The sequence below is a fragment of the Ruegeria sp. BHSC029 genome (assembly GCF_059613085.1).
On sequence record NZ_JBXWRU010000006.1, the window covers coordinates 266,434 to 290,356 of the forward strand.

Annotated in this window: 25 protein-coding genes and 1 riboswitch; of the genes, 13 read left to right on the forward strand and 12 right to left on the reverse strand. The window is 56.7% G+C overall.

Annotated features, from left to right (window positions below; all coding sequences use genetic code 11):
• Positions 1–65 precede the first annotated feature (65 nt).
• A complete protein-coding gene (locus AC2FML_RS16295) occupies positions 66–452 on the forward strand; it encodes an XRE family transcriptional regulator (RefSeq protein ID WP_496736174.1) in 387 nt (128 codons plus the stop codon).
• Positions 453–763: 311 nt separating this feature from the next.
• Here AC2FML_RS16295 and AC2FML_RS16300 read toward each other — a convergent pair whose 3' ends face one another.
• From AC2FML_RS16300 to AC2FML_RS16315, 4 genes are read right to left on the reverse strand one after another with little or no spacing between them, the layout of a single operon-like run.
• A complete protein-coding gene (locus AC2FML_RS16300; RefSeq protein WP_170445399.1) occupies positions 764–1,792 on the reverse strand; it encodes a FecCD family ABC transporter permease in 1,029 nt (342 codons plus the stop codon).
• Positions 1,793–2,746, reverse strand: coding sequence for an ABC transporter substrate-binding protein (locus tag AC2FML_RS16305; RefSeq protein WP_170601071.1), 954 nt, complete (start codon positions 2,744–2,746; stop codon positions 1,793–1,795). It lies immediately after the preceding gene.
• Positions 2,743–3,549, reverse strand: a complete 807-nt coding sequence (locus AC2FML_RS16310; protein WP_496783872.1) for an ABC transporter ATP-binding protein — start codon at positions 3,547–3,549, stop codon at positions 2,743–2,745. Before AC2FML_RS16310 ends, AC2FML_RS16305 begins: the two co-directional genes overlap by 4 nt.
• Positions 3,546–3,944 carry a DUF1636 family protein gene (locus AC2FML_RS16315; RefSeq protein WP_170359959.1) on the reverse strand — a complete coding sequence of 133 codons (399 nt, stop codon included), beginning with the start codon at positions 3,942–3,944 and terminating at the stop codon, positions 3,546–3,548. Before AC2FML_RS16315 ends, AC2FML_RS16310 begins: the two co-directional genes overlap by 4 nt.
• 103 nt (positions 3,945–4,047) lie before the next feature.
• Positions 4,048–4,255: riboswitch (cobalamin riboswitch) on the reverse strand.
• 645 nt (positions 4,256–4,900) lie between these two features.
• Between AC2FML_RS16315 and AC2FML_RS16320 the strand changes: the two genes are divergently transcribed.
• The 7 genes from AC2FML_RS16320 (at position 4,901) to AC2FML_RS16350 (ending at position 10,255) form a co-directional block, all read left to right on the forward strand.
• Complete coding sequence (locus AC2FML_RS16320; RefSeq protein WP_496783873.1) at positions 4,901–5,200, forward strand: hypothetical protein; 300 nt, start codon at positions 4,901–4,903, stop codon at positions 5,198–5,200.
• 300 nt (positions 5,201–5,500) lie between these two features.
• Positions 5,501–5,863 carry a hypothetical protein gene (locus tag AC2FML_RS16325; RefSeq protein WP_496783874.1) on the forward strand — a complete coding sequence of 121 codons (363 nt, stop codon included), beginning with the start codon at positions 5,501–5,503 and terminating at the stop codon, positions 5,861–5,863.
• A 55-nt stretch (positions 5,864–5,918) separates the two neighbouring features.
• Positions 5,919–6,533, forward strand: a complete 615-nt coding sequence (locus AC2FML_RS16330; protein WP_496783875.1) for a hypothetical protein — start codon at positions 5,919–5,921, stop codon at positions 6,531–6,533.
• Between the two features lie 53 nt (positions 6,534–6,586).
• Positions 6,587–6,892 carry a hypothetical protein gene (locus tag AC2FML_RS16335; RefSeq protein WP_496783876.1) on the forward strand — a complete coding sequence of 102 codons (306 nt, stop codon included), beginning with the start codon at positions 6,587–6,589 and terminating at the stop codon, positions 6,890–6,892.
• Positions 6,893–6,934: 42 nt separating this feature from the next.
• Entirely contained in the window at positions 6,935–7,108 is a 174-nt protein-coding gene (locus AC2FML_RS16340; RefSeq protein WP_170359951.1) for a hypothetical protein, read from the forward strand.
• Positions 7,109–7,890: 782 nt separating this feature from the next.
• Entirely contained in the window at positions 7,891–9,324 is a 1,434-nt protein-coding gene (locus tag AC2FML_RS16345) for a hypothetical protein (protein WP_496783877.1), read from the forward strand.
• 67 nt (positions 9,325–9,391) lie between these two features.
• The gene (locus AC2FML_RS16350; protein ID WP_496783940.1) at positions 9,392–10,255 is read left to right on the forward strand and encodes a metallophosphoesterase family protein; all 864 of its coding nucleotides are present in this window, start codon (positions 9,392–9,394) and stop codon (positions 10,253–10,255) included.
• On the opposite strand, the gene AC2FML_RS16355 is transcribed toward AC2FML_RS16350, so the two are convergent.
• Complete coding sequence (locus AC2FML_RS16355; RefSeq protein WP_170391755.1) at positions 10,256–11,014, reverse strand: DUF4956 domain-containing protein; 759 nt, start codon at positions 11,012–11,014, stop codon at positions 10,256–10,258.
• A gap of 172 nt (positions 11,015–11,186) precedes the next feature.
• Between AC2FML_RS16355 and AC2FML_RS16360 the strand changes: the two genes are divergently transcribed.
• Both AC2FML_RS16360 and AC2FML_RS16365 read left to right on the forward strand, forming a co-directional pair.
• Positions 11,187–12,101, forward strand: coding sequence for an SdiA-regulated domain-containing protein (locus tag AC2FML_RS16360; protein WP_496783878.1), 915 nt, complete (start codon positions 11,187–11,189; stop codon positions 12,099–12,101).
• Positions 12,102–12,282: 181 nt separating this feature from the next.
• Positions 12,283–13,548 carry a DUF1254 domain-containing protein gene (locus AC2FML_RS16365; protein ID WP_496783879.1) on the forward strand — a complete coding sequence of 422 codons (1,266 nt, stop codon included), beginning with the start codon at positions 12,283–12,285 and terminating at the stop codon, positions 13,546–13,548.
• A 222-nt stretch (positions 13,549–13,770) separates the two neighbouring features.
• Here AC2FML_RS16365 and AC2FML_RS16370 read toward each other — a convergent pair whose 3' ends face one another.
• The 3 genes from AC2FML_RS16370 to AC2FML_RS16380 form a co-directional block, all read right to left on the reverse strand.
• A complete protein-coding gene (locus AC2FML_RS16370; protein WP_496735585.1) occupies positions 13,771–14,307 on the reverse strand; it encodes a hypothetical protein in 537 nt (178 codons plus the stop codon).
• Positions 14,291–15,061, reverse strand: coding sequence for a hypothetical protein (locus tag AC2FML_RS16375; protein ID WP_496735584.1), 771 nt, complete (start codon positions 15,059–15,061; stop codon positions 14,291–14,293). Before AC2FML_RS16375 ends, AC2FML_RS16370 begins: the two co-directional genes overlap by 17 nt.
• A 74-nt stretch (positions 15,062–15,135) precedes the next feature.
• Entirely contained in the window at positions 15,136–15,651 is a 516-nt protein-coding gene (locus tag AC2FML_RS16380; RefSeq protein ID WP_170366793.1) for a DUF805 domain-containing protein, read from the reverse strand.
• A gap of 559 nt (positions 15,652–16,210) precedes the next feature.
• Between AC2FML_RS16380 and AC2FML_RS16385 the strand changes: the two genes are divergently transcribed.
• A complete protein-coding gene (locus tag AC2FML_RS16385; RefSeq protein ID WP_170445366.1) occupies positions 16,211–16,510 on the forward strand; it encodes a hypothetical protein in 300 nt (99 codons plus the stop codon).
• Positions 16,511–16,768: 258 nt separating this feature from the next.
• Here AC2FML_RS16385 and AC2FML_RS16390 read toward each other — a convergent pair whose 3' ends face one another.
• Positions 16,769–17,593 carry an alpha/beta fold hydrolase gene (locus AC2FML_RS16390; protein ID WP_496783880.1) on the reverse strand — a complete coding sequence of 275 codons (825 nt, stop codon included), beginning with the start codon at positions 17,591–17,593 and terminating at the stop codon, positions 16,769–16,771.
• A 133-nt stretch (positions 17,594–17,726) separates the two neighbouring features.
• Between AC2FML_RS16390 and AC2FML_RS16395 the strand changes: the two genes are divergently transcribed.
• Positions 17,727–18,761 carry an alpha/beta fold hydrolase gene (locus AC2FML_RS16395; protein WP_496783881.1) on the forward strand — a complete coding sequence of 345 codons (1,035 nt, stop codon included), beginning with the start codon at positions 17,727–17,729 and terminating at the stop codon, positions 18,759–18,761.
• A gap of 220 nt (positions 18,762–18,981) precedes the next feature.
• Here AC2FML_RS16395 and gyrB read toward each other — a convergent pair whose 3' ends face one another.
• Together gyrB and AC2FML_RS16405 are read right to left on the reverse strand one after the other, a co-directional pair.
• The gene (gyrB, locus tag AC2FML_RS16400) at positions 18,982–21,399 is read right to left on the reverse strand and encodes a DNA topoisomerase (ATP-hydrolyzing) subunit B (protein ID WP_170343110.1); all 2,418 of its coding nucleotides are present in this window, start codon (positions 21,397–21,399) and stop codon (positions 18,982–18,984) included.
• Positions 21,400–21,524: 125 nt separating this feature from the next.
• On the reverse strand, positions 21,525–22,097 hold the full coding sequence (locus AC2FML_RS16405; protein WP_496783882.1) for a TetR/AcrR family transcriptional regulator: 573 nt from the start codon (positions 22,095–22,097) through the stop codon (positions 21,525–21,527).
• Positions 22,098–22,194: 97 nt separating this feature from the next.
• On the opposite strand from AC2FML_RS16405, the gene AC2FML_RS16410 reads away from it, so the two are divergent.
• Positions 22,195–22,761, forward strand: a complete 567-nt coding sequence (locus tag AC2FML_RS16410) for a carboxymuconolactone decarboxylase family protein (RefSeq protein WP_496783883.1) — start codon at positions 22,195–22,197, stop codon at positions 22,759–22,761.
• A 5-nt stretch (positions 22,762–22,766) separates the two neighbouring features.
• On the opposite strand, the gene recF is transcribed toward AC2FML_RS16410, so the two are convergent.
• Complete coding sequence (recF, locus tag AC2FML_RS16415) at positions 22,767–23,867, reverse strand: DNA replication/repair protein RecF (RefSeq protein ID WP_496783884.1); 1,101 nt, start codon at positions 23,865–23,867, stop codon at positions 22,767–22,769.
• Positions 23,868–23,923 lie beyond the last annotated feature (56 nt).

The window sequence follows — 23,923 nt, forward strand, 5'->3', positions numbered from 1 at the left end:
CGGCAAGTCACGGGAAATGCCTGTGATTCCATGGGGCCGAAGCATAGACGCGGAGGTTCGGAAAAATGTTTCCTAAGATGGGCAAGACTTTTCCAGATGACGACGAAGGGAAGGTCGATCGATTAAAATACCAAATGGCCATTGCGGCTGCGCTGAAGCGGGAGCTCGGCGGATCTCATCGGGCGATCAAGATCGTGATGCGCTGGACGGGTGTCTCGGAGCGAACGGCCAAGAACTGGCTTGCCGGCTCCCACGGTCCGGCTGGAGAGCACCTGGTCGAGCTCATGCGGAATTCGAACGAGGTGTTGGCAGCTATGCTCTCGTTGGCCGGGCGAGGTGAGTTGAAGATCGGGGCGGGACTTCACGAAACCCGCGAAACCCTTCTTCAGATGTTCAAGGTCTTGGACGGCCTTCTCGGCACGTCCGAGGCAGGGGCTGCTGAAAACGAGTAGGCGACGTTTCGCGCCAGGTTCGCGGCACTCCTGAGTAGAGTGACGTTCAGTTCGAAGTCGCTTCGCTCGATCAAAGCCTAGAAAATTCAGAAAGTTAGAAAATCGCCCGGAGTTCGCCGGGTGTTCTCGCGTGCCGCCATTTTAGTAGAGACTGGTTCGCATTGGTCTCCCAGCACCGCCATTACCCATTAATACGGCTAAGATAGTGAAGGGCTTGCTTGCAAGTTCTACTCCTTTGCCGCGCGCCTTCGCCGGTGCTCCGCCAGCTTCAAGCACCGTTTGGCTGATGATCCGCCAACGGGCCTCAACACTCAGCGTTTCAACAACAGAATAAAGAAGATCCCTCCCAAAAGACCCGTGACGACGCCAACTGGGATGTCCTCCGGGGCCATTGCAGTTCTGGCGACTACATCCGCCCAGAGCAGGAACAAAGCCCCAAGAATTGCTGACAGAGGGACGACGCGTCGATAGTCTCCGCCAACAAGGAACCGCACGATATGCGGAACCATCAGACCGACGAAGCCGATCATGCCCGAGAAGGCCACCATGACTCCGGTGATCAGCGCGCCAGCTGCAAAGACACCAAGCCGAAACCGCGCCACCGCAATACCCAACGAGCTTGCAGTCTCATCCCCGATGGTCATCGCGTTCAGCCTAGCGGCCTGAAGCCACAACCAGGTGCCGCATGGCAGCAGGATCGCCAGCGGGTAGATCAGGTATGACCATTGAGCCAACCCCAACCCGCCCAACATCCAGAACACGACCGTATGGGCCGCCTTGGGATCGCCGAGGAAAATCAGAATGTTGGCGCCAGCCATGATGACGAAAGACACCGCCACACCGGTCAGGACCAGGCGGTCCGCGCTTGTGGCGCCGGCCCAGCGGGCAACGCTCAGGACCGTCAGCGTGGCCGCCAGGGCACCCAGAAACGCCATGACCGGCACGGTCAGAAGCCCCAGAAACAAGCCGGTATGCAACAAGGCAAGAATGGCTCCAAACGCGCCGCCGGCCGAAATGCCCAGCAGGTGCGGATCGGCCAGCGGGTTTCTTGTGACCGCCTGGAGGGTGGCCCCGACTATCGCCAGTCCGGCCCCGACCATGACGGCAAGCAAGGCGCGCGGAAAACGGATTTCCCAGATAATCGCGGCGCGGCCCTTTGACCATGTCGGCTCGTCCGAGGATAGGCCGGCTTCGTGCAGCAACACTCCCCAGACGGTCTTGGTGGGCACCGAAATGGCCCCCACCGAGATCGCAAAGGACAAGGACACGACCAACACGACCAGCCCCACCAGCATCGCTGCCCAGAGCGGAAGTACCCGGCGCGCCTGCACTACGCGCATTTAGTTGCCGACCGAGGCAGCCGGGCCCCAAAAGCCATGGGCGAGCTTCCGAACCGCCTTTATGTTGCGCGGTCCGGGTGTGGCCTCGACATATTCCAGGACCACGAAACGATCGTTCTTGACCGCGTCCAGATCTGCAAATGCAGGATTATTGACCATGAAGTCCCGCTTCTGCTCGGCGGCGACGTCGCCATAATTGACGATCACAATGACTTCGGGGTTGCGATCGACGACTTCCTCCCAGGTGACGGTCGCCCAGCTTTTCTCGAAATCATCCATGATGTTGACGCCGCCTGCGGCCTCGATCAGAGCGGTCGGCATGGCATAGCGGCCGGCAGTGAACGGCGTATCCTCGCCGCTGTCATAGACAAAGACACGCAGCGGCTCGTCCGAAGGATTCAGGCTGAATGTGATCTCAGCAAGTTCGGCCTTATATCCCTGGACCAGCTTTTGCGCCCTGTCTTCGACACCGAAGATACGACCGAGGTTCAGAAGATCGTTGTACATGTCGCTCATGCTGGCTTTGGGCTTGTCGCCGATATGGATGCAGCTTTCAGTCAGTTCGTAGACTTTGATCCCGAAAGGTTCGAGCGTCTCTGGCGTCACCTCGCCACCCACTTTCATCCCGTAGTTCCAGCCCGCGAAATAGAAATCGGCATCTGCGCCGACCAGCACCTCTTTGCTGGGATACTTGGCCGACAGCTCGGGCAGCTGCTGCACTCCGGCGCGCATGTCCTCGTCCAACGTCTTCCAGCCGGAAATGCCGGTATATCCCACCATTCGGTCGGCCAGGCCCAGCACCAGCATCATTTCCGTCAGGTTCACGTCGTTCGAGATCGCCGCCTTGGGCGGTTCGTCAAAGGTGACGGTTCGATTGCAACTTTGCACGGTGGTTTCCGCGATCGCGGTATTGGCGGCCAAAGCCAAGCCCAGGACTAGGGTGGTCGGTTTCATTCCAAGCTTCCTTCTGGTTGGGGATTGGGGAGTTGATAGGTCAGGTGAGGTTTGTGACTGAGGCTGAGTTGCTCTTGCCGGGCGGTGACATCGAACGTGTCAGAGACCAGCCTGTCACTCAGCACTGTCTGGGTTGGGCCAAAGCCGCAGGGTCGACCGTTCTTCAGAATCAGAACACGGTCGCAGACATCGGCGGCCAGGTTCAGATCGTGCAGCGAGGTGACGATCGTCAGGTCGAGGTCCCGGATCAGCCGCAACACCTCTAGCTGGTTGCGGATGTCCAGGTGGTTGGTAGGCTCGTCCAGCACAAGAATCCGGGGCTCTTGGGCAAGGGCGCGGGCGACCATCACACGCTGACGCTCGCCGCCGGACAGAGTGGCCAGCCCACGGTCGGCAAACCCGTGCAGATCCATTCGGTGAAGCGCGGACTCGATGATCTGGTGGTCACGACTGCCGGGCGTGGACAGGCCTAACCGGTGCGGCACACGTCCCAACGCCACGATGTCGCGCACGGTCAGCGCGAAATCCGAGGGCTGCTCCTGCAGCACGGCGGCAACCTGACGCGCCAGCGCCCGGGGGGCCATTCTTTTGACGGACACGCCGTCCACCAGAATGTCGCCCGAGGACGGACGGTGATAGCCGTAGATCATCCGCAGAAGGGTTGTCTTGCCGGCACCGTTCGGCCCCACAACCCCCATGACCTGCCCGCGCATCAGCGCAAAACTGGTCTCGTGCAGCACCAACGGCGCTCGTTTTCGCGGCGCCCAGGTGACGGTATCCACCGACAGCAAAGGCGCGCTCATGAGGCGCAATCCGCATTTTCCGAAGACGCAGCCATCGCGGCTGGAATGCGGGCCAGCGTCGCGTGGCGAAGCCCGGCCGGGCGGTCGACCGAGCTGCACCATCCATCGCGCAACTGCTGGTACAGCCGGGCGAATTCCACCAATGCCCCGGTCTCTTCAGACGTCAGGCCGCCAAACAGGTAAGATGCCTTGCCCGGCGCGTGATAGGCGACGGTACAGGGTCGGGTGCACCCGGCCATGCAGGCCGCACCGGAAACGTCAAAACCTGCCAAACCGTCGTCTTCGGCCAGCGCGGCGCGCAATCGTCCGATCAGGTCAGGCCCGGGGCGTACGGCTGCGCCCTTGGGTCGGCAAGATAGGCAAACCGTGATGTGATGTGTTGATTGTCGGCTCACTTCGCCCTCCGCGAAATCGCGGGACGGAAAGGGAACCAGTCATGTCAGCGGCGCAAGCCGAAAATGCCATCTTGGCCTCCTTCCGGGACACCCCGCCCGGGTTGAGTTGCGTTTGATGATGGCAGGTCTCCTGACTCGCGATGTATGGCTTGCCCCGCCTTCCCAGACCTATCGGCCCAGTGGCATCCGGGGGTCGCACACCGCCTACAGTTGCGGGGGCAGTCACGGAATTGGCGTCAGAACGGCGCCGCACCGTATTCCCTTTTACCCGACCGCCGAAACGATCGGGAACCATCAGCGCAAATCTCATCCATGAGTCGGGTTGCACTGTCAACGACGTTCTGGGCGGGTGCGTAATGGAGGTATCCAGGCGACCCTTCGGCACCACCTGAGCGACAGACCGGGCCGAGAATCACGTCGTTTTGACCAACTGGATTAAGATAGCTCGGAAGGTCCCGAAACACGGCGGCGCAAGCGGGCCGACTGCCAAGCCTCCGTGAGCGGCCTCGCCTTTTCCCTTTGAATGCAGAAGCCTATCGTTGGAAAGCGTACAAAATTTACGCGCGGAAAAATCATTGATTTATCCTGTGATTGATTCAAACATACGAACTCGACACAACTTTAGCTTTACCTCCGTTGTTGTCGCTGTCGCCCGTTTCGTCGGGCCCTTCCGACTGCTGGAGTGAGTGCTGGCGGTCGGAAGGCATTTTACGAAGATCAGCGTTGGGAGGACGCAGTGCCGGGATTAAATTTACGAACCCTTCCGCGAAAGTTCGCACCGGTTTTTACCCATAATGTCATAACATCAGCACGCTTTGTTCACGGTCCCGGGGATCGGCAGAATATCTGTCTGCCAGCCATGTCATTGGCCGCAAAATCGGGGACCGCTTAGACGTGAGCGCGCAAAATAAGACCACCTATTCCAAAAGTATCAACAAATCTGTGAGGAGAAGAAAATGATTAACAAAGTCACGATGATTTCAGGCGCGACGTGTTTCGCACTGCTAGCGGCCTGCGACGACACCAGCACGTCTAGCGCACCTGCCGAACTGACACCCGCCCAACAGGCGTGTCTGCGAGACGTGGCCAAAACAACCAACAATTCGCAAGTGGTCGTGCTCTCATCCGCGTTCAGCGAGGCTGGAACACAAGTCACCGTTGGGGTTGGAGAGGATCGGGCTCCGTGGAATTGTATTGCCTACAGTGATGGCGCGACAGCTGGTATCGAGTTCCTGGGCGACGAAGGCGCGTTGTGACCCGTTTGATGCGTAGCCGAAATCGGCTGCGCAGCACTGGCTTGATACGCAGAGGTCCGGCTTGGTCTGCAGAATAACCATCATCGCGTTCGCGACCCTTTACCTGTTGGCGTTGTTTGCGTTTGTGACGGGCACGTTTGGCTGGTTTGGACAGGAGCGAGACCCATTGTCTGGCGTGTTTCTTTTGCCGCTGGGTCTGCCTTGGGTCCTTGCGGTGGACCTTTTCTCAGAGTCCGCCAAACCGTGGCTCGCGGCGATAGCACCGGTGCTCAACGTGTTGGCACTGGTTTTGATATGCAGATGGGCACGCGGTTTGCGCCAGGAATGAAGGCGGAACTCTTTCCCGCCAAATGGGAGGAAAACATGGGAAAAGTGATCTTGGGGCTTGTGATCGGGCTCATCCTCGGCGTGGTTGGAGCGATGACCTTGGGCGGCGGGGCCGCGATGGGTGTCGGCGTTGCGACAGGCTTGTCCGCCGGTGTGTGCACCACATTGAAGGGAGCTCAGGCCGAGAACCTGATCACCGCCGAGCAAGCAGATCAGATCCTCAATCGCGTGAACTCCGAGATGGCATCATTGCAAGGAATTGAAACGACGGACGAGATCGTCGGCAGCGCACAGGCATGCGATGAATTTCTGGCAAAGCTGCGGGAAGCGAAGTGAGGTTTCTGCTCACCGGAAACACAACATTTACGATAGACCGACAGAGGACCTGCTTATGAAACGCAGTTTTTGGAATCTTTTCACACCCGCACTTGCGATCAGCGGAACGGCCGCCCTGGCCATGTCAGACGCCGACGACGCGTGTATCGACCATCTGCGACAGGTCGGTGGACCGGACGGTCAATCCGGTACGATCGAAAGCTCACAGTTCTCGGAAGCCGGCACGCTCGTCATGCTGCGTGACGCCGGCGGAACACTTTGGCGCTGCATTGCGTACAAGGACGGAAGCATTGGCGAGATGTCGGTTGTCGAGGCGATGGATGATGGTGGCGGAGCCATGGACGGCGCTTCCGGGTCTACAGGTAGCCAGCGCGTCACATTCGATGCCGGATCCACCGGCGCCGAGCTCGTCGGCCTACTCGCGCCAGGGGAATCGCAGCAATACGTTCTTGGCGCGAAGAACGAACAGTTCCTTTACGTCCGCGTTGCTCCCCGAAATGGATCCTTGGACTACGTCATTCGCAACCCCGATGGGTCTGAATTGCTGGGATTGATGTCTGCGGACAAGGAGTATCGCGGACAGCTGTGGCAATCCGGCGATCATGTTGTCGAGGTCATCAACCGCGGCAGCTCTGCCGTCGACTACAACGTCATTTTTGGAATTGAGTAGGTGATCGACCTGAAACCCTGAACCGCATTTCCAAAACAACCGGGGAAAAACAGATGAAGTCCAAGACCCTAGTGGCGATCGGCGCGGTCAGTGTCTCTGAGCTTGCAGGATGCGGCGAAAGTGGCGGATCAGTGGAAGCAAGTGCACCGATTGTGGGCAGTTCCAGCGATCTGTCGTCATTTGAAGGCGCAAGAGCGGGTCAGGCTGAAATGGGCATTCAAAGTCTCGGGTTTGAACTCATCCGAAGCGAAGGGCTGACCTCGTACTGGTTCAACAAGGAGACCGGTGCTTGTGCTCGGATCACGACATCTGAGGGAAGATACTCGGACGTAGCGATGCTGCCGTCAGGTGACTGCTGACACACATTCATCAATCCCAAATCTGCAAAAAGGAGCTCCAGCTTGCATTTCGACCTGGCACATGCGGCGATTACCGTTGTCGCCCTGATCATCACCAACCTGGCCCTGAAATCGGCCGGCGTGATCAACGAAGAAAACAAACACCAATGGAATTGGAAAGTTGTTCTGGCCTACTTCGTGGTCGTCTTTATCATCAACTTGGTGTGGCCGATTTAATTCTGGAGGGCGAGAAGCCAACCGCCGACCTGACCTGGTTACCGTGAACACGTCTCTCCGCGGGATTGCCGGCAGGAAAAGCGTGAGCATCGCCGGCTGAAAACAGAAAGGAATACGCATGCGGTTTTTGACGTCCCTCATATTCATCGGTGTTCTGGCAACTGCGGCGAATTCTGACGTCACCAGTCGAAACGGTGGCCCAAGCAACAGCCAGATGCTCTCAAAGGGCAGCGACGGAGGCGTCGACGGCGTCGCTTTCTTTCGCCCAGTCCTAAGCGGCGTTTTGTATCGCTCTGGCTTCAGGGGCGGCGACAAGGGTCGGACGGGCTTGAGCAACGCTCAGCGCGAAACACTGTGCGATGAAGGGTTTTCAGCCGGGTTTTACGCGGATTTCGGCAAGAACACTGAATACGGCCGAACCAGTTGTGGAAACGGATCCTTTGACTATCAGAACGCCAGATCGTCCCGCCCCGGCAGTGTCATGGCCGCCGTACACGAGGTGATTGAGGACCCTGGAAAGGGTCCTGTCCTGGTGCACTGTATGTGGGGCGTTCATTCCTCAGGCGCCTTGTCGGCAATGGCGCTTGTTCAGTTTTGCGGCTGGACGGAAGACAGGGCCAAGAAATATTGGAATGATGCCCGAAACGGGGCCCCATGTTCGGGCGGGTGTGACCAGTGGATTGACTCGAAATTCTCATACTTCAGTGTCGACCCCAGTTTGAAGATCTCCGCCGAACAACAGGCCGCGATTTGCCCCAAATGACATCGGGAGGACTATCCAAATGAGGTTCAATCTTCTGGGGTCACTGGCTTTCATTGCGCCCACTGCCTTGTGGGCGAGCGACGATGTTCGCGGAGAAGCCACGACATTTGATAGTCCCAATGGTGTTACGGAACGCTGCATTCGGATCGAAAAAGTCCCAACGGGCGAGTACAAGAACAGCGATCTTGAGGAAGAAACTGCCTATTGCGAGATCGATTTCTATGCGCCCGAAATCGCCATTTGCCCAAAAACTTGGAGCACCAGCCCGGGAATGGCCGTCTACGATATTTCGGAAGGACCCTACGTGGGGAACCGCTCTGAGTTCGAGAGAAACGCTTGCAAGGAGGGCAAGTCGGCAAAAGAACTGGCCAATGGCAGAGTGGCCAAATTCAAATCCACCATGAACCAGAAGGGTACAAGCGGAACATTTTCCACCTCGTCACTGCTCTACTATCATTTCTCAAGGTATTTCGACGCGACGGTGAAAGTTCCGGTGGCGGTCTGGCGCAGCATGGACGCTAAGGCGCATCTTACCGAGGTTGCAGAGCCCGGCCTTGCGATTTCCGGCGGATCTCATGGCGGGCGCATGAACCATGAAGGCTGGCGGGTTTTCGTGGCTGCGGATGCCGACCCGAACTCGTACCAACCGACGGATGATCTGTTCACCGCGGATCGAACGCAGATATACGGTGTCCTGCTTGATAGCCCCGGTCATCGCTACGGCTCGGAAATCAACGGCACCCGCAAGTCCGGTTGGGGCAAAGGCCAAAATCGCGATTTTCAGGAAACACCCGCTTTCCTGGCCTTGCGGTCGTCAAAACGCTTGCCCGAGGCCATTGCAGAGGGTGTCAGGGAAGGCCGAAAGGATCGGCAGATCAACAAGGACCTTGGGCCCGATGTCAGCGACCGGCAGATGGCATTCTGGATGCAGGAGCTTACCGAGATTGTTCTGCTCGACTTCATCTTCAGCCAGCAGGACCGTGTGGGAAATATTGATTTCACGCCCTACTGGTATTGGGTCGAAGACGGAAAACTGAAGAACCAGAAAACGAAGCACCATCAGCCGAATGATGGAGACGTTCCCGCCGATGCAATATTGATCCGTCGCAGCAATCTGAACGACAACGATGCCGGTGGGCGGGTCGAATATGCCAACTTCGCGAAATCCACTCAGATGCTGGAGAAAATGCGGCATTTCTCTCCAAACACATACCGGCGGCTGGTTGCGTTGAACAGTGACCTTCAAACGCAAGGCCCGGTTTACGGCTGGTTGTCACAAAGCTTTGGGTTGTCGGACCGTCAGATTGCGCAGGTCGTCAAAAACACTGCGCTGGCAACATCCATCCTCAAGAGCAATTGTGCCAAAGGCGATCTGGTGTTTGACTTGGACCCTGTCACATTCTTTTTGAACAAAAATACCGAGGCGGAGGGCCTGGACTGCAATGATCCGTAAGCGTTCGATCACTGTCGCGGCGGTCGTTTGGACGGTCGTGCTCGCCTGCAAAGCGGCCGCTTTGGACGTGATCGTCATATCGGATCTGAACGGCAGCTATGGCTCGGTCAAATACGATGCCCGCATCGAAAAGGCGATCAGGCGGATAATCGAGATTGATCCCGATCTGGTGATTTCGACGGGCGATATGGTCGCCGGACAGCGCATCCCCAACCTTTCAGACAAACAGGTCAGAGAGATGTGGAAGGCGTTTCACATGGCGGTATCCGACCCGCTGGAGGCTGCCGGAATTCCATTTGCGGTCACGCCGGGAAACCATGATGCGTCGGCCTATCGCGGGTTCGAGCGCGAGAGAAAAATATACGCCGAGGAATGGGGCCCGAGAAAACCAAACGTCAACTTCCTGATGTCGGATGACTATCCGTTCTTCTACGCGTTTGAAATGCAGGGGATAACCTTTGCGTCTTTGGATGCCACGACCCTTGGGCCACTATCCGGCGATCAGCCGGACCAACTTGTGCAACTTGGGGCAGGTGGAGACCCGATTGTCACGTTCAGCCACCTCCCGCTGTGGCCGTTTGCGATCCAGCGCGAACGCGAAATCATCGGTGACCCGACGCTTGAAAGAATCTATCTGCAAAGCGGCGTCGTTCTGCACCTGTCTGGACACCATCATGCTTTTTACCCTGGCTGGAAAGACGGCGTGGCCTATGTTTCGCAAGCTTGCTTGGGTGGTGGCCCGCGGCGGCTAATCGGTGATCGCGCCAGGTCACCTCACAGTTTCACGCATGTCACCTTCCAGCCGAACGGAGAGTTTGGGATAGCAGTATATCGAGGGCCGGATTTCGAAAGGTCTGTCGACTTCAAGTCGCTCCCGAAAGAGATCGGATCCCCGAATGCGGTGTTGAAACGTTTAGACCTTGTGAAATGACTAGAAGCTGAGTTTCAACTCGACTTTTTCGGGGACCAAATCGTTTATCATCTCTTCGATGCGGGCCTCGGAAAGTCCACCCGAGGTAATGAAAAGCAATGAAATTCGGGATTTGCCGGGTACATGGTGTTTTCTGATCAGCTTCCAGCCGGCGTCGGCGGCCATCGCTTCAATGGCGCTGCTGACGTTCAATGAGTGCTCCTCGTCCGAAGCCTTAAGCGATATTTCAATGCCCTTGTTTCGCCCTCCGAGCCAAATGAAACACCAACAGACAACCGCCACCAATGTGGCCATCAGCGGCAGGCCCAACCCGACCGCAAGCCCAAGAACGGTTACGACGATCAATTCGACAGTGTCTATCGGATCATCCAAATTGGAGCGAAACCTGAGCAACGCTCCGATGCCGAAGATAACGAACCCGATCATTGACCCGTGCTGGACGACCAGGAACCCCACCGCCATGCCGATCAGCGCATATAGGAAGAAAAGCCTGGGCATGACGATGTCGCCGACACTTCTACGGGCTTTGCGCCGCACCGGATGATAGACGATCAAGCCAGCCAGAACGATCGTGACCAGCACATCAAGAGAAAAGAAATACAGTTCCTGTTTGCCGCGAAACTGCGTCCATCTGCGTTCGATCAGAATCTCCGATTCCGAAGCCCCGGCTAGCATCGTCGCCGGGTCGATTTGCGACATCGCGGCACCGGGCAACAGCAGCATCAACAACACAGTCACAAACGGGAAAATCGTATGCAATTCATCTTCCTTCCTGCTTGCGCCCAGACAATGCCCGTCACAAGTGAATCCCAACAAGCAGGATCAGGTAAAGAGTTCAAAGCGCATTCTTCCGACATCACAGACAAGTTGTGATACGAATGCGATAAAGGGGTGTGTCACACACACGAGAAAATCGAAGGGCAGAAAGCGCGTGTTTCCGTCAAAACCTGAAGTTTCACGGCGCTTGTGCAAATTTGGAAGACCCGCTCTTGCGGCCAGCTTCCTCGCGGCAGCGTTTTTGCCTTGGTCTGGCTCTGCCTTTGCAAAAAATGCTGATCTGGTTCTGGTCGATAGATTCAAGGTGGCGGACAAATCAAAGGGATTTTCCGAACCTTCCGGTTTGTCGCTGTCCAACGCTGAAGGCTTTCTTTGGTCTGTAAGCGACGCTGAGCCGAAACTGCACCTGCTTGGAGTCGACGGAGTATTGGGAAACTCCTTCCAGCTGCCGCCTTTGACCGGATCAGATTTGGAGGGCGTCGCGTCGCGAAAAGACGGGTCAGTTTTGCTCCTTCAGGAAACCAATCGATCGATATTGGTCGTTCAACCAACCGACCCTATCCAGCTGACAAGGGTCCCACTTGCGTCCCTCAAGGGGTACCCGGCCGCTGCCGAACTGCTTGTCGGCAACCCGCTGAACAAGGGGCCTGAGGGCATCACCGTCGACCCGGACACTGGGCGAGTATTCGTTGTCATTGAAGGACAACCGCGTCTGTTGCTGGTCGTGTCACCGGACCTGACTGAAATCCAGGAAGTCATCCCTTTGGATCGTGGATCTGGTTTTGTCTCGGATCGCGTGAATGACGATGAACTGGATGTAAGCGGTTTGGCTTGGTCCGTGTCGGGTGTGCTGTGGATTCTCAGCGACAAGGGTCGCCAGATCTTTTTGTACGATCCAGAGACGAGAACAGCAGATGCGATCGAACTGACGTATATGAAAAATGGAGACCGAAAGGTCGTGAAGCACCCCGAAGGGATCGCCTTGGATGAGGCCAAAGGGCTTCTCTACATCCTCACGGACGATGCCGAGAAATCGCGCCTGTATGTTTTCAATATCCCTGAGTTTTGATCGCTACTGTACGGCACTCACCCCGCAGGGATGACTTGGCCAAGAAAGCCCGCATTGGGTCCAACTTCCTTGATCCGCGCCACTCAGAACCGCTCGTTCAGGTCCGCTCCCAAGCCACGTTTTTTGGCCGTAGGAGCGTCCCGAGCAAAACTGCCGTCAGTTGGGCCGGTTCCTGGACGGCATGAAGATCGCTTCGCTTCGGGCTATGTTTCAGGGATACGAAGACTTGGGCGTCAATCCCAATGACGTCGTGATTGCAGAAGACCTGCTGGACGCGCGGTCCATCTGGCTGACGCCCAATACAACCACAATCTACATTGGTTCGAATGTCGATATCTCGGATGGCCCGATGGTGATTGAGGTTCCGGCAGGCCTGCTTGGGTTACTTGATGACGCCGCGTTTGACTATGTGACGGATATCGGGGCGCTTGGCGCGGATAAGGGAGAAGGTGGCAAGTATCTACTTTTGCACAACGACGATGAAACGCCGGTGCCCGAGGGCTACTTCGAACTACGCACAAAGACATATGAGCACTGGTTGTTGCTAAGACGCTCGCCAGACGCAGACGGAGATACGGCTGGCCCTGTTGCCGAGATCAAGGCGGGTCTGAATATTTATCCGCTTAGTGAAGCGGACAATCCTCCCGCGGAAACTTTCCTGAATATCTCCGGTGTTCAACACAACACAGTTCACGCGAACAACGAAGACTTCTTTGAAGAGATCCACGTCGCGCTCGAAAACAATCCAATTGGTGCGTTCAGTCCGGAAATTGTAGGAACGTTTGCTTCCATAGGGATCAGGAAGGGCGAGCCCTTCGAACCCGATGCCCGTATGCAGGGCATATTTAAGGAGGCAGCAGCAATCGCAAACGCCACGGCGCGAGCGATCACGTATGCCTCGCGTGATCCAGGAGTTTTCTTTTATGACGACCGGCAATGGAACTCACCGTTCCAACGCCAGAGCTATCTTTTTCTTGAGGACGGCGCGCGTATCCTCGATGATCGGTCGTACTTTTTCTATATGGCAACGGGCATAACGCCTGCGATGACCTCGCCACCGGTCGGGACGGGGTCTGTCTATGCGATGACAGCGCGAGACAACAACGGACAGTACCTTGACGGCTCAAAAACCTATAAGGTAACGCTACCGGCGCCGGTTCCCGCTAAAAACTTTGCGTCGTTTATGTTGTATAGTGGACAGACTCGGTCAATCCTTGAAACTGACCAGCAATCCGGTGGTATCGACTCTAATAGACCGGGGATAAAACCGAATGAGGATGGGAGTACCAGCATCTATTTTGGTCCAGAAGCCCCAGAAGGTTGGGAGAACAACTGGGCGCAAACCATGCCTGGGCAAAGCTTCAACGTGATGATGCGCCTCTACGGCCCGCTCGAGCCTTGGTTCGACAAGACCTGGCGTCCCGGTGATCTGGAACTGGTAGAATAAAGCGACAACCGCGACTATCGGGCGACGCTACTAGCGATGTAGGTGTGCGCATAACGCAGCATTCCCAACATTGATTTCATTGAAGAAAATCTTGGAAGCTTGCCCACAACTCTGCGCGGTAATTGCGCATAACTTTGCACGATTTGCCCATAAGTTTGCATACTACAGAGAACCCATCGAACAAACAGGCTCTCAGGCTATTGTGCGGTGCCCAAATGCAACTTATTCCCAATCGCCAGCAGACGAACGCCACGTCTTAGCGTCCGCATCCCAAACACTGGCGGTGACGCAAGGCGTTGGGTTTATTCCGTCGCAATTGGATCCATGAATATCCGCAACAACAACGCGTTGACGCCCAAAATCAACGACTGTCCAGCCTTGGTTGAGCAAGGAGTGCACCTCTTCGCTTACCCAAAAGTGCGACATGCAACCGCCAGTTCCGCAAAAAAGAGATGCGGCGCTGGAACACGCGAAACCAGATTCATTCAGAACCCAGTCGCGTTGTAGATCTCCGTCGAGATCTACCCTCTCAACCGCACCCCAATCTAAGTCAAACTGACCGTCGTTGAACTCCGCGCAGGCCTGTGCCGCCAGATCAACCTTCGCCTGCAAACCGGGCGGAAGTTGCGATACATCAGCCGCGACAACTGGTGAGGTCCAAACCAGGCCCGAAGCAAGCATAACCCCGGCGACCAAACATTTCATATGACGCGCTATTTGGGAAGCTGGTTGGAAGGAGGTATCAATTGCACTGATCATACGTGTAGTCCCCATATTCCAGCCAGTTTGCCGAGCCTTCGCTAAAAATCAGAAACTCGGACCTGTCCTCCCCAAGCAGGGCGACGACAAATCCGGCGGGCGGCTCATAGTTTCCGAAGTAACTGTAGGCCGTCATGGCTCTGATCGACTCGCCGTTGACCGTTACTCGCGCGTCCCACTCCCCCTCTGGATTGTCCAGAATTAGGTATTCGATTTGGCGTTTTATCGCTCCGCCACCACAATAGACAATGCCTTCGGGTGCTTCGTAGGAGGCCCCTTGGCTAGCACCTGAATCGCAGGCGGAACGAAGGGACCGAATTGCCGTGCCGGAACCCTTCAAGTCAAAGATTCCGTAGCTGACATCTTGATCAATCATCGACAGATTAACCGATGCATTGGCCGCAAGCTGGTCCAGTACAAAATCATAGTCCTGTTGACTATTGAAACCGACCTCGACTGGATAGTTGTCGACGATCTGCAGGGCAGCGTTTTCTGCGCCGACCTGAAATGCTCCAACTTCGGTGGTGCCGTTCTTCAAGAAACGAATGGAGAGCCCCTGCTTTTCCACGATGTCCTGGCTATCCTCATATCCAGCCGGAGCAAAGCGGATACGATTACACTGAAGTTCCAGCGTCATGTTTCCGGTCTGAATAAAAGCATTGGGGTTAGGCCCGGAGTTGAACGACCACTCCGCTGATGCTGTGGTCGCTCCTGCCATCATCATCGTTCCAAAGTAAATCGTTTTGAAACTCATCATCTCTCTCCATGATGTTGTGGTTCGTGCTGTCATTCAGCCAGAGTTGCCGGCCCGTTACCCAGGCAACCAGGTTAGGAAACAGGTGCGCCGTATTCGTTTGCGCCTTCTTGGGAAGGTCGCGTCAGCCACCAGATCATCAGGATGGACAGAACCAATTGAAGAATTGAGACAACAACAATACCGGTCACGCCCAGGACGGCCGCAGGTCCTCGCAATGCATCGGGGTTTTCGGTCCCTTGCTCCAATACCGAGAAGAACGCCACCCCACCCAGCATAACAAAGAGCGTTGTAATGCTGAGCGCCATCGGCAGCAGCAAATACCAGCCAGGTCGTCCTGTATCATGCAGTCTCCGCCAACCGGCGGCCAGCATAGGTATGAGAACAGCCAGCTGAAAAACAGAGGACAGGACCCGAGATCCCTGGCCTGTTTCGGGGTTGGTCCCGAATATGATCGTATCCAGCACCGCTAAGGCAGCACTCACGAGAACCACAAACAAGAAGAACCACCAGTATTCTGAGCGTATAGCCCGACCGGAGAACTGGAAGTATTTCGAGAAACACGTCTTAACGGCTTCACCAAATCCCATCTTTCAATCCCTTCATTGTTTTTGTGCGGCCTCAAATCGCTTCGCCGCTCAGGGGAACACACTCGTAGCTCCCACTTACTTTTTTGTTTGAACGCAGAGGCCTATCGTACGAGAGCGTAGGGAAATTTACACGCGGAAAAAATATTGATTTATTAAAAATTAGATTCAAACATGCGAATTCGACACAACTTTATTTTACCTCCGTTGTTGTCGTTGCTGCTCGCTTTGCCGAGCCCTTCCGGCCGCTGGAGTGAGTGCTGGCAGCCGGAAGGCACTTTACACGGATCAGTCGTTGGGAGAGCGCGATGCTTAGACTTAACGTACTCGCCCTCTTTCCAGAGTTTGCTCTAGCTTTTGCCAGTGATTTCATTCGGCCATCCCACGTTGTTGGAGGTCTTGGCAGTCAACGTAATAGTGATCTGCCCGCCAAGCCTCCCTTGGCAAGTTTTGGGAAAGGTCGTCACAGGAACGTTGTGTGTTCTGTCGGTGCCCAAACGCGAGAGCTTCAAACAAGCGTATCCAATTTCGCTAATTTCAACAGACTCAGAGGGAGAAGAAGATGACCAACAAGATGGTGATGATTGCGAGCGCAACTTGTTTCGCACTGCTTGCGGCCTGCGACGACACAGGTACATCCAGTGCGTCCGCCGAACTCACACCCGCTCAGCAGGCGTGTTTGCGAGATGTGGCCAAAACAACGAACAATTCGCAAGTCGTTGTGCTCTCATCCGAATTTAGCGAGGCGGGAACACAGGTCACAGTCGGCGTTGGCGAGGATCGTGCTCCTTGGAATTGCATTGCTTACAGTGATGGCGCGACAGCTGGTATCGAATTCCTGGGCGACGAAGGCGCATTGTGAGCAGTCTGCTGCGTAGCCGAAATCGGCTGCGCAGCACTGGCTTGATCTGCTGAGGCTCGACTTGGTTTGTAGAACCACCATCATCGTATTCGCATTCTGTACCTGTTGGCATTGATTGCATTTTTGACGGGCAAATTTGGCTGGCTGGGACAGGAACGAGACCCCTTGTCCGGGGTGTTCCTTTTGCCGTTGGGACTGCCTTGGATACTTCTAGAGGATTTGGTCTCGGAGTCAGCCAAGCCGTGGTTTGCGGCGATTTCACCGATGCTCAACAGTTCTAATATGTGACAGCACCTCCATCTCGAAACTTTCCTTGAAGGTAAAGGGCCCCAAATGGCCGGCACCTTTCAGAACCTTTAGCTCAGCAAGCTTACCTTGGCTTGCCAGAATTTCTGCGATGCGCTTCGTGTGCGCATGAGTCTCCGATCCGAGCATGATCGTAGAGGGAATTCCTTCATGAAAAATATTTTCTGGATCAGGTTCATTCAGAAGCGCATCGAAATCGCTTGGGGCTTTGTGAACCCAATCAATCATAGCGCACCTGCGTTCACGGCTCAGGGCTTGCCAAGAGCCAAGTCCTCCCCAAAAATCAGTAAAAACCTGAGCGCTGAACTCTTCGCATCCCTCTTCTATTCCCGTTCGTATTGCGTTTGTGAGGCTTACAATCTCGGAATACAATGAACCGTCAGCCGCGTTTCCGGCTTTCAGTAGGCTGAACAAAGTTGGTTCATAGAGACAAAGTGATCGAACAAGGTCGGGTCGAGCTCTGGCGATATGCAACGCCAGCGCTCCTCCATACGAGTGTCCAATCAAGTGAGCGGGTCTGCCAAGCTTCTCAATCTCAGTGATGATCGAAGCTGCTTCGTGTTCCAATGTGAACGGCCGGTCGGGGATTTTATGACCCCGAGACAGGGTTCCAATTAGGTCGGGCGCTATTGTTTTGGTTTCATCGCTCATCCGGGCAAACAGAGTGCGCCACTGGCTTCCGTCAGCACCGGAACAATGTAGCCCCACGCAGGGAGCGGGCGAAATTTGGGACCGGGACGGCGAAGCGTGTAGTGATGCGTCAAATTGTTTATTCATGTGATGACCTCCAATCTGAATTTCACAATGGTGTCACGCATCTGTCCTTCAGCCTATCGGACACATGTCCCGGCTAGACTCAAAGCGACGGGAAATTGTTGGGACATTTGCCCCAAAATGACTAAAAAAGGACATGCGAACCGTTAGATACACTTCCTCAAGCGATGGTACGTCGCTGGCGTGGAGCAAATCCGGAAACGGCCTGCCCATGGTAAAGGCGGCTAATTGGCTTACGCATCTCAGTTATGATCTCGACAGTCCAATTTGGTCTCACTGGATCGAAATGTTAGAAAGTCAATTCACCCTTGTTCGATATGATGAGCGAGGCTGCGGATTATCTGACAAGCGAGTTGAGAATCTGAGTATTGATTACTGGGTTGATGATCTCGAAGCTGTAATCGACGCCGCTGAAATAAATGAACCATTCTATCTTCTGGGTGTTTCTCAGGGTGCGGCGACTTCTATCGCGTATTCGCTCATGTATCCCGACAGGGTCGCTGGGATGATACTTGTTGGCGGCTATGCAAGGGGCAGTAACCACCGTGGACCGGTTGCCGCCAAGAACTACAAGACTGTAATCGATATATTTCGCTTGGGTTGGGAGAATGACAACCCAGCATTCCAAGATGTATTCACATCAAGATTTCTTCCTGGCGCGGCAGTCGAACAGCGCTCATGGTTCACAGATCTTTGCCAAAAGACCGTCTTGCCTGAGACAGGGGCCGACCTGCTTATGGCGCGCGCTGACGTAAATGTTGAGTGCCTTCTGCCAAAGGTTTCAGTGCCGACACTGGTGATCCATTCAAGGGATGATCAGGTTATTCCGTTTGAAGAAGGGCAACGTCTCGCTCAGAAAATTCCCGGAGCGATAATGTCTGCTTTGGAGGGGAAAAACCACATTATCCAACGCGATGAACCTGCTTGGCGCGCTTTTTCCAAGAGTTTGCTTGAGTTCACCTCTTCCGGTCAAACGACGGACTTTAACGATTTGACAAAACGCGAACAGGACGTGCTGAGACTTATCTGTCAGGCAATGAGTAGTAAAGAAATTGCTAACAGTCTTCAAATGAGTGAAAAAACCGTTCGAAACCACACAAGTAAAATCTACGCCAAACTTGAACTGCAAAACAGACAGCATGCAATTCGCACGTATGGGCATCTGTTCTGATTAGAGCATGAAACTGCAAACCTATTAATCTGATCTAACGTGGCAATGGCAGCTTTGTCCGCAGAGCAATCGTTCACGCCGAGCGTCGCGAAGGTTCGATTGCCGCTCGCCGCTATTCACTTCAACGACTGTTCGCAGACCAAATTGGGCATTCTTCCAGCGGCAAATATGTTTCCACATGTTGCATGCCTGCTATGACTTGCCGCTGGTCTACACACGATTAGAAATCCAGGTTTTCCACGCTCAGCGCGTTTTTCTGGATGAATTCACGGCGCGGCTCGACCACGTCGCCCATAAGCTTGGTGAACAAGTCATCGGCCTCGACCATGTCATCGACACGTACCTGCAGCAATGTCCGCGCATCCGGATCCAGCGTAGTTTCCCACAGCTGATCGGGGTTCATCTCACCCAGGCCCTTGTAGCGCTGGAGCGACAGGCCTTTTTCGCCCTCTTCCAAAATGGCGCGCAGCAGATCCAGCGGGCCGTGGATGACCTGCGACCGGTCGCGGCGGACCAATGTGGCCGGCAGGTTGTAGACGTCCTGCAGGCTCTGGGTAAAGCTGCCTGTCTTGCGCGCTTCGCCGGAACGCAGCATCGGACCGTCCAGCGTGCGGACTTCCTCGACGCCGCGCAGGATGCGCGCCAGTCGGATACCGTGGTCCTGCGTAATCCGGCCCTGCCAGCCGCGCTCGTATTCCAGCGCAATCAGGTCCAGCCGCGCCGCGACCTTGTCGGCCACACCCTGCAGGTCGGCATCCACCGCCCCGGGCACAAACGCCCCGGCAACGGCGGCCTGTTCAAGGATGTGCCGCGGGTAATGCGTCGGGAAGGCATCCAACACGCGCTTGAGCTGACGCGCCTCGTCCACCACACGGGTCAGATCCTGACCCACGATCTCTTCACCCGAGCCCAACTTGAGCACGGCGCCCTCGACACCCTGGTTGATCAGATAGTCGTCAAGCGCCGCCTGATCCTTCAGGTAAACCTCTGACTTTCCTCGTGAAACCTTGTACAGCGGCGGCTGCGCGATGTAGAGATATCCACCCTCGATCAACTCGGGCATCTGGCGGTAGAAGAACGTCAGCAACAGGGTCCGGATATGTGCACCGTCCACGTCAGCATCGGTCATGATGACGATCTTGTGGTAGCGCAGCTTCGAGATGTCGAACTCGTCCCGGCCGATACCGGTGCCAAGCGCCATCACAAGGTTGCCGATTTCCTGGCTGGACAGCATTCGGTCGAACCGCGCACGTTCGACGTTCAGAATCTTGCCGCGCAAAGGTAGAACCGCCTGCGTCAGACGATCGCGACCGGTCTGCGCCGATCCGCCGGCCGAGTCCCCCTCGACCAGGAAAACTTCGCTTTTGGCCGGGTCCTTCTCAGAGCAATCCTTGAGCTTGCCGGCCAGATAGTTGACGTCCATCGCCGTCTTGCGTCGGGTCAGTTCGCGGGCTTTCCTCGCCGCTTCGCGCGCCAAGGCGGCCTCGATGATCTTGCCGACGATGGTTTTGGCCACGTTGGGGTTCTCCTCGAACCACTCGGCCAGTTTCTCGTTCATCAACCCTTCGACAGCCGGTCGCACTTCCGAGCTGACAAGCTTGTCCTTGGTCTGGCTGGAAAACTTCGGGTCAGGTACTTTGACGGACAGCACGCAGGTCAGGCCTTCGCGCGCATCATCGCCGGTGAAGCTGACCTTTTCCTTTTTCGCGATCCCGCTGGACTGTGCGTAGTTGTTGATCGTGCGGGTCAGCGCTCCACGGAAGCCAGCGACATGCGTGCCGCCATCCCGCTGGGGGATGTTGTTGGTAAATGGCAGGACGGTTTCGTGATAGCTGTCGTTCCACCACATCGCGATCTCGACCCCGATATCGTCGCGCTCGCCCTTGATATAGATGGGCTCGGGCATGGCCGGAGTTTTCGACCGGTCGAGGTATTTCACGAATTCCTTGACGCCGCCCTCGTAGAACAGTTCGGTCTCAAGCCGCTCGGCCGGCCGCTCGTCAATCAAGATGATCCGAACGCCTGAGTTCAGGAAGGCCAGTTCGCGCAACCGCTTCTCCAGCGTCTCGAACGAATACTCCAGGTTCGAAAACGTATTGGTCGAAGCCAGAAACCGCACCTCGGTCCCGGTCCGGTCGCCGCATTCGCCGACCACTTTCAGATGCTCCGAGGTTTCTCCGCCTTCAAACCGGGCGAAATGCTCTTTGCCGTTGCGCCAGATGCGCAGCTCCAGCCAATCGGACAGAGCGTTCACCACCGAAACGCCCACGCCGTGCAGACCGCCCGACACCTTGTACGAGTTCGAGTCGAATTTCCCGCCGGCGTGCAGCTGGGTCATGATGACCTCGGCCGCCGAGACGCCTTCTTCGGGGTGGATGTCCACCGGAATCCCGCGACCATTGTCGCTGACCGAGACGCTGGAATCGGCGTGAATCTTGACGGTCACATGGTCGGCGTGACCGGCCAGAGCCTCGTCAATGCCGTTGTCCACGACCTCGTACACCATGTGGTGCAGACCGGACCCGTCGTCGGTGTCACCGATATACATACCGGGGCGTTTGCGGACAGCCTCCAACCCCTTGAGAACCTTGATGGAATCTGCGCCGTATTCCTGATTTGCCTGTGCGTCTTCGGACATGCCGTCAGTACCTATATTATTTTGGTAACTTATACGTTCTCTGGTGGGGAATGTCACGTCATCCCCCCAGATTTTGTGCCGGTTCTTTCGGGCGCGGGGCAGGCTAGTCCGTCCGCCCCGGACGGTCACAATTTATCCAGATCGGCGGCGATATCAGCAGCGATTTGGCGGGCATCGACATCGCCGCGCTCGGCCGACAGGCGCAGGCCCAACAAGTCGGACTGATAGCGCGCCGCCAGCCGTTCGGGATCATGGTCGAGGCCGATCTGCCCCTGCGCCTGCGCCTGCCGGAACAGATCGGCGAAACAGGCCTTCATCCGCGACAGATGGGTCGCGGCCAGTTGCGCCAGATCATGGTCCTTTGCGCTCAACTCGGCATAGGTCTTGGCCAGCATGCAGGCCTTTGCAGGCGCGTTCGCGGCCTCGACCACCAACCGCGGCTGGGTCTTGAGCGCACCCAGCGGCCCAAACTCCTCGGCCAAGGCTTCAAGCCGGGCAACACCTTCATCCGCATAGCGTTCCAGCGTCAGGGCATACAAGGCGTCCTTTGACCCGAAGGCGGCGTAAAAGCTGCCTGGCTTCAACTTCAGCGCACGCTCGAGATCCTTCAGGGACGTGCCCGCCCAACCCTGACGCCAGAACAGGTCTCGGGCCTGGGCGATCAGCGCGTCACGGTCATAGGCAGGTTTGCGGGGCATGTGATCACCAATTCTTGAACGATTACTCAAATATATACTTGAGTGATTGCTCAATAAAGCCTATTTCGGACTCAGCCGTCAGAAAAGGAGACCCGAAATGGCCGATTTTCCCTCGCATGACCTCAACACCGCCCCTGAAGGTTCGAAACCCCTGCTCGAGAAATCGCAGGCCGCGTTTGGCCGCCTGCCGGGCCTGCACAAGGTCATGGCCGAAAGCCCACAGCACCTTGAGGCCTACCAGGTTCTGCACCACCTGTTCCTGCAGACCGATTTCGACAATGACGAGAAAACGGTCGTCTGGCAGACCATCAACGTGGAAAACGAATGCCACTATTGCGTTCCGGCCCATACCGGCATCGCCAAGATGATGAAGGTGTCCGACGAGATCACCGAAGCGCTGCGCAATGAAACCCCGCTGCCCTCGCCCAAGCTCGAAGCACTGCGTACGTTCACGGTGAAGGTGATGAACCAGCGCGGCAACGTCACCGACGCGCAGTTGCAGGCGTTTTTTGATGCGGGCTATTCGCACCGCGCCGTTCTGGACGTGATCCTGGGCCTGGCGCAGAAAACCATGTCGAACTACGTCAACCACATGGCCCAGACGCCGGTGGACGAGGTGATGCGTCCCTTCCTGTGGGAACGCAAGGTTGGCGAGCCGGCCTGATCCGCTCAGGCGGGGGTGACGGTCGAGCCGTCACCCGCGTCATTGACCACGAAAGACTGCGCCCGGTCGCCCAGTTCGGCGAACAACTCGGGGCCTGTTCCGGTCATCCAGGCCTGCGCCCCCAGCGCGCAGATTTCGTCATACAACGCCGCCCGGCGGTCCGCGTCCAGATGGGCCGCAACCTCGTCCAGCAACAGGATCGGTGGCGCTCCGACCTGCGCGGCCAGCGCCCGCGCGTTGGACAGAATCAACGACACCAGCAGCGCCTTCTGCTCTCCGGTCGAACATTCACTGGCCGCAACGCCTTTTGCGGCAAAAACCCCATTCAGATCCGACCGGTGCGGCCCCACCAATGTGCGCCCCGCCGCTAGGTCGCGGAACCGGCTTTCGGCCAGCGCCTCCAACAGATCCTGCGCGCTTTCGGGCATGTCCCCTTCGGACTGAACAAGTTCCAGTTCCGCCGAGGGAAAGGCGGTCTCGGCCTGTTCCTGCGCCGCGCGCAACTGCGCCAGAGCACCCAGCCGCGCGGTATGAATGCGATGCCCGGTTTCGGCCATCTGAGCCTCGAGCGCCGCGTACCAATGCGCGTCTCGCACCTGCTCTTTCAGCAGGCGGTTCCGTTCGCGCATGGCCTTTTCATAGATCAACGCGGCCTCGGCATGGCTCGGATCGAAACTCAGCGTCACCCGGTCCAGAAAGCGCCGTCGGCCTTCGGCGCCTTCGATCCAAAGCCGGTCCATCGCGGGCATCAGCCAGACGACCCGCGCCAGCTTGCCCAGATCGATCTGGCTGACTGCCTTTCCGTCGATCCGGACCTGCCGCGCTGCGCCCCCCTCGGACCAGGTTTCGATCTCGGACCGGCGGCCCTGAACGTCCAGAAGACCGCTCAGCTTCCAGCCCAGCGCCTCGGGCCGGCGCGTCATCTCGGCGGCGCTGGCCCGGCGCATGCCGCGGCCGGGTGAAAACAGGGATACCGCCTCGAGAATATTGGTCTTGCCGGCCCCGTTCGGCCCGAACAAGGCCACCGGCCGCCCGTCCAGCGCCATGCGCGCCAGCTTGTGCGACCGAAAATGCGAGACCGTCAATTCGGTCAGGGCCAAAGCCATGACCCCTCCCTTCATCCTTGTACAAACACGCGCGCCGGACGCATCCCGCGCCCGCG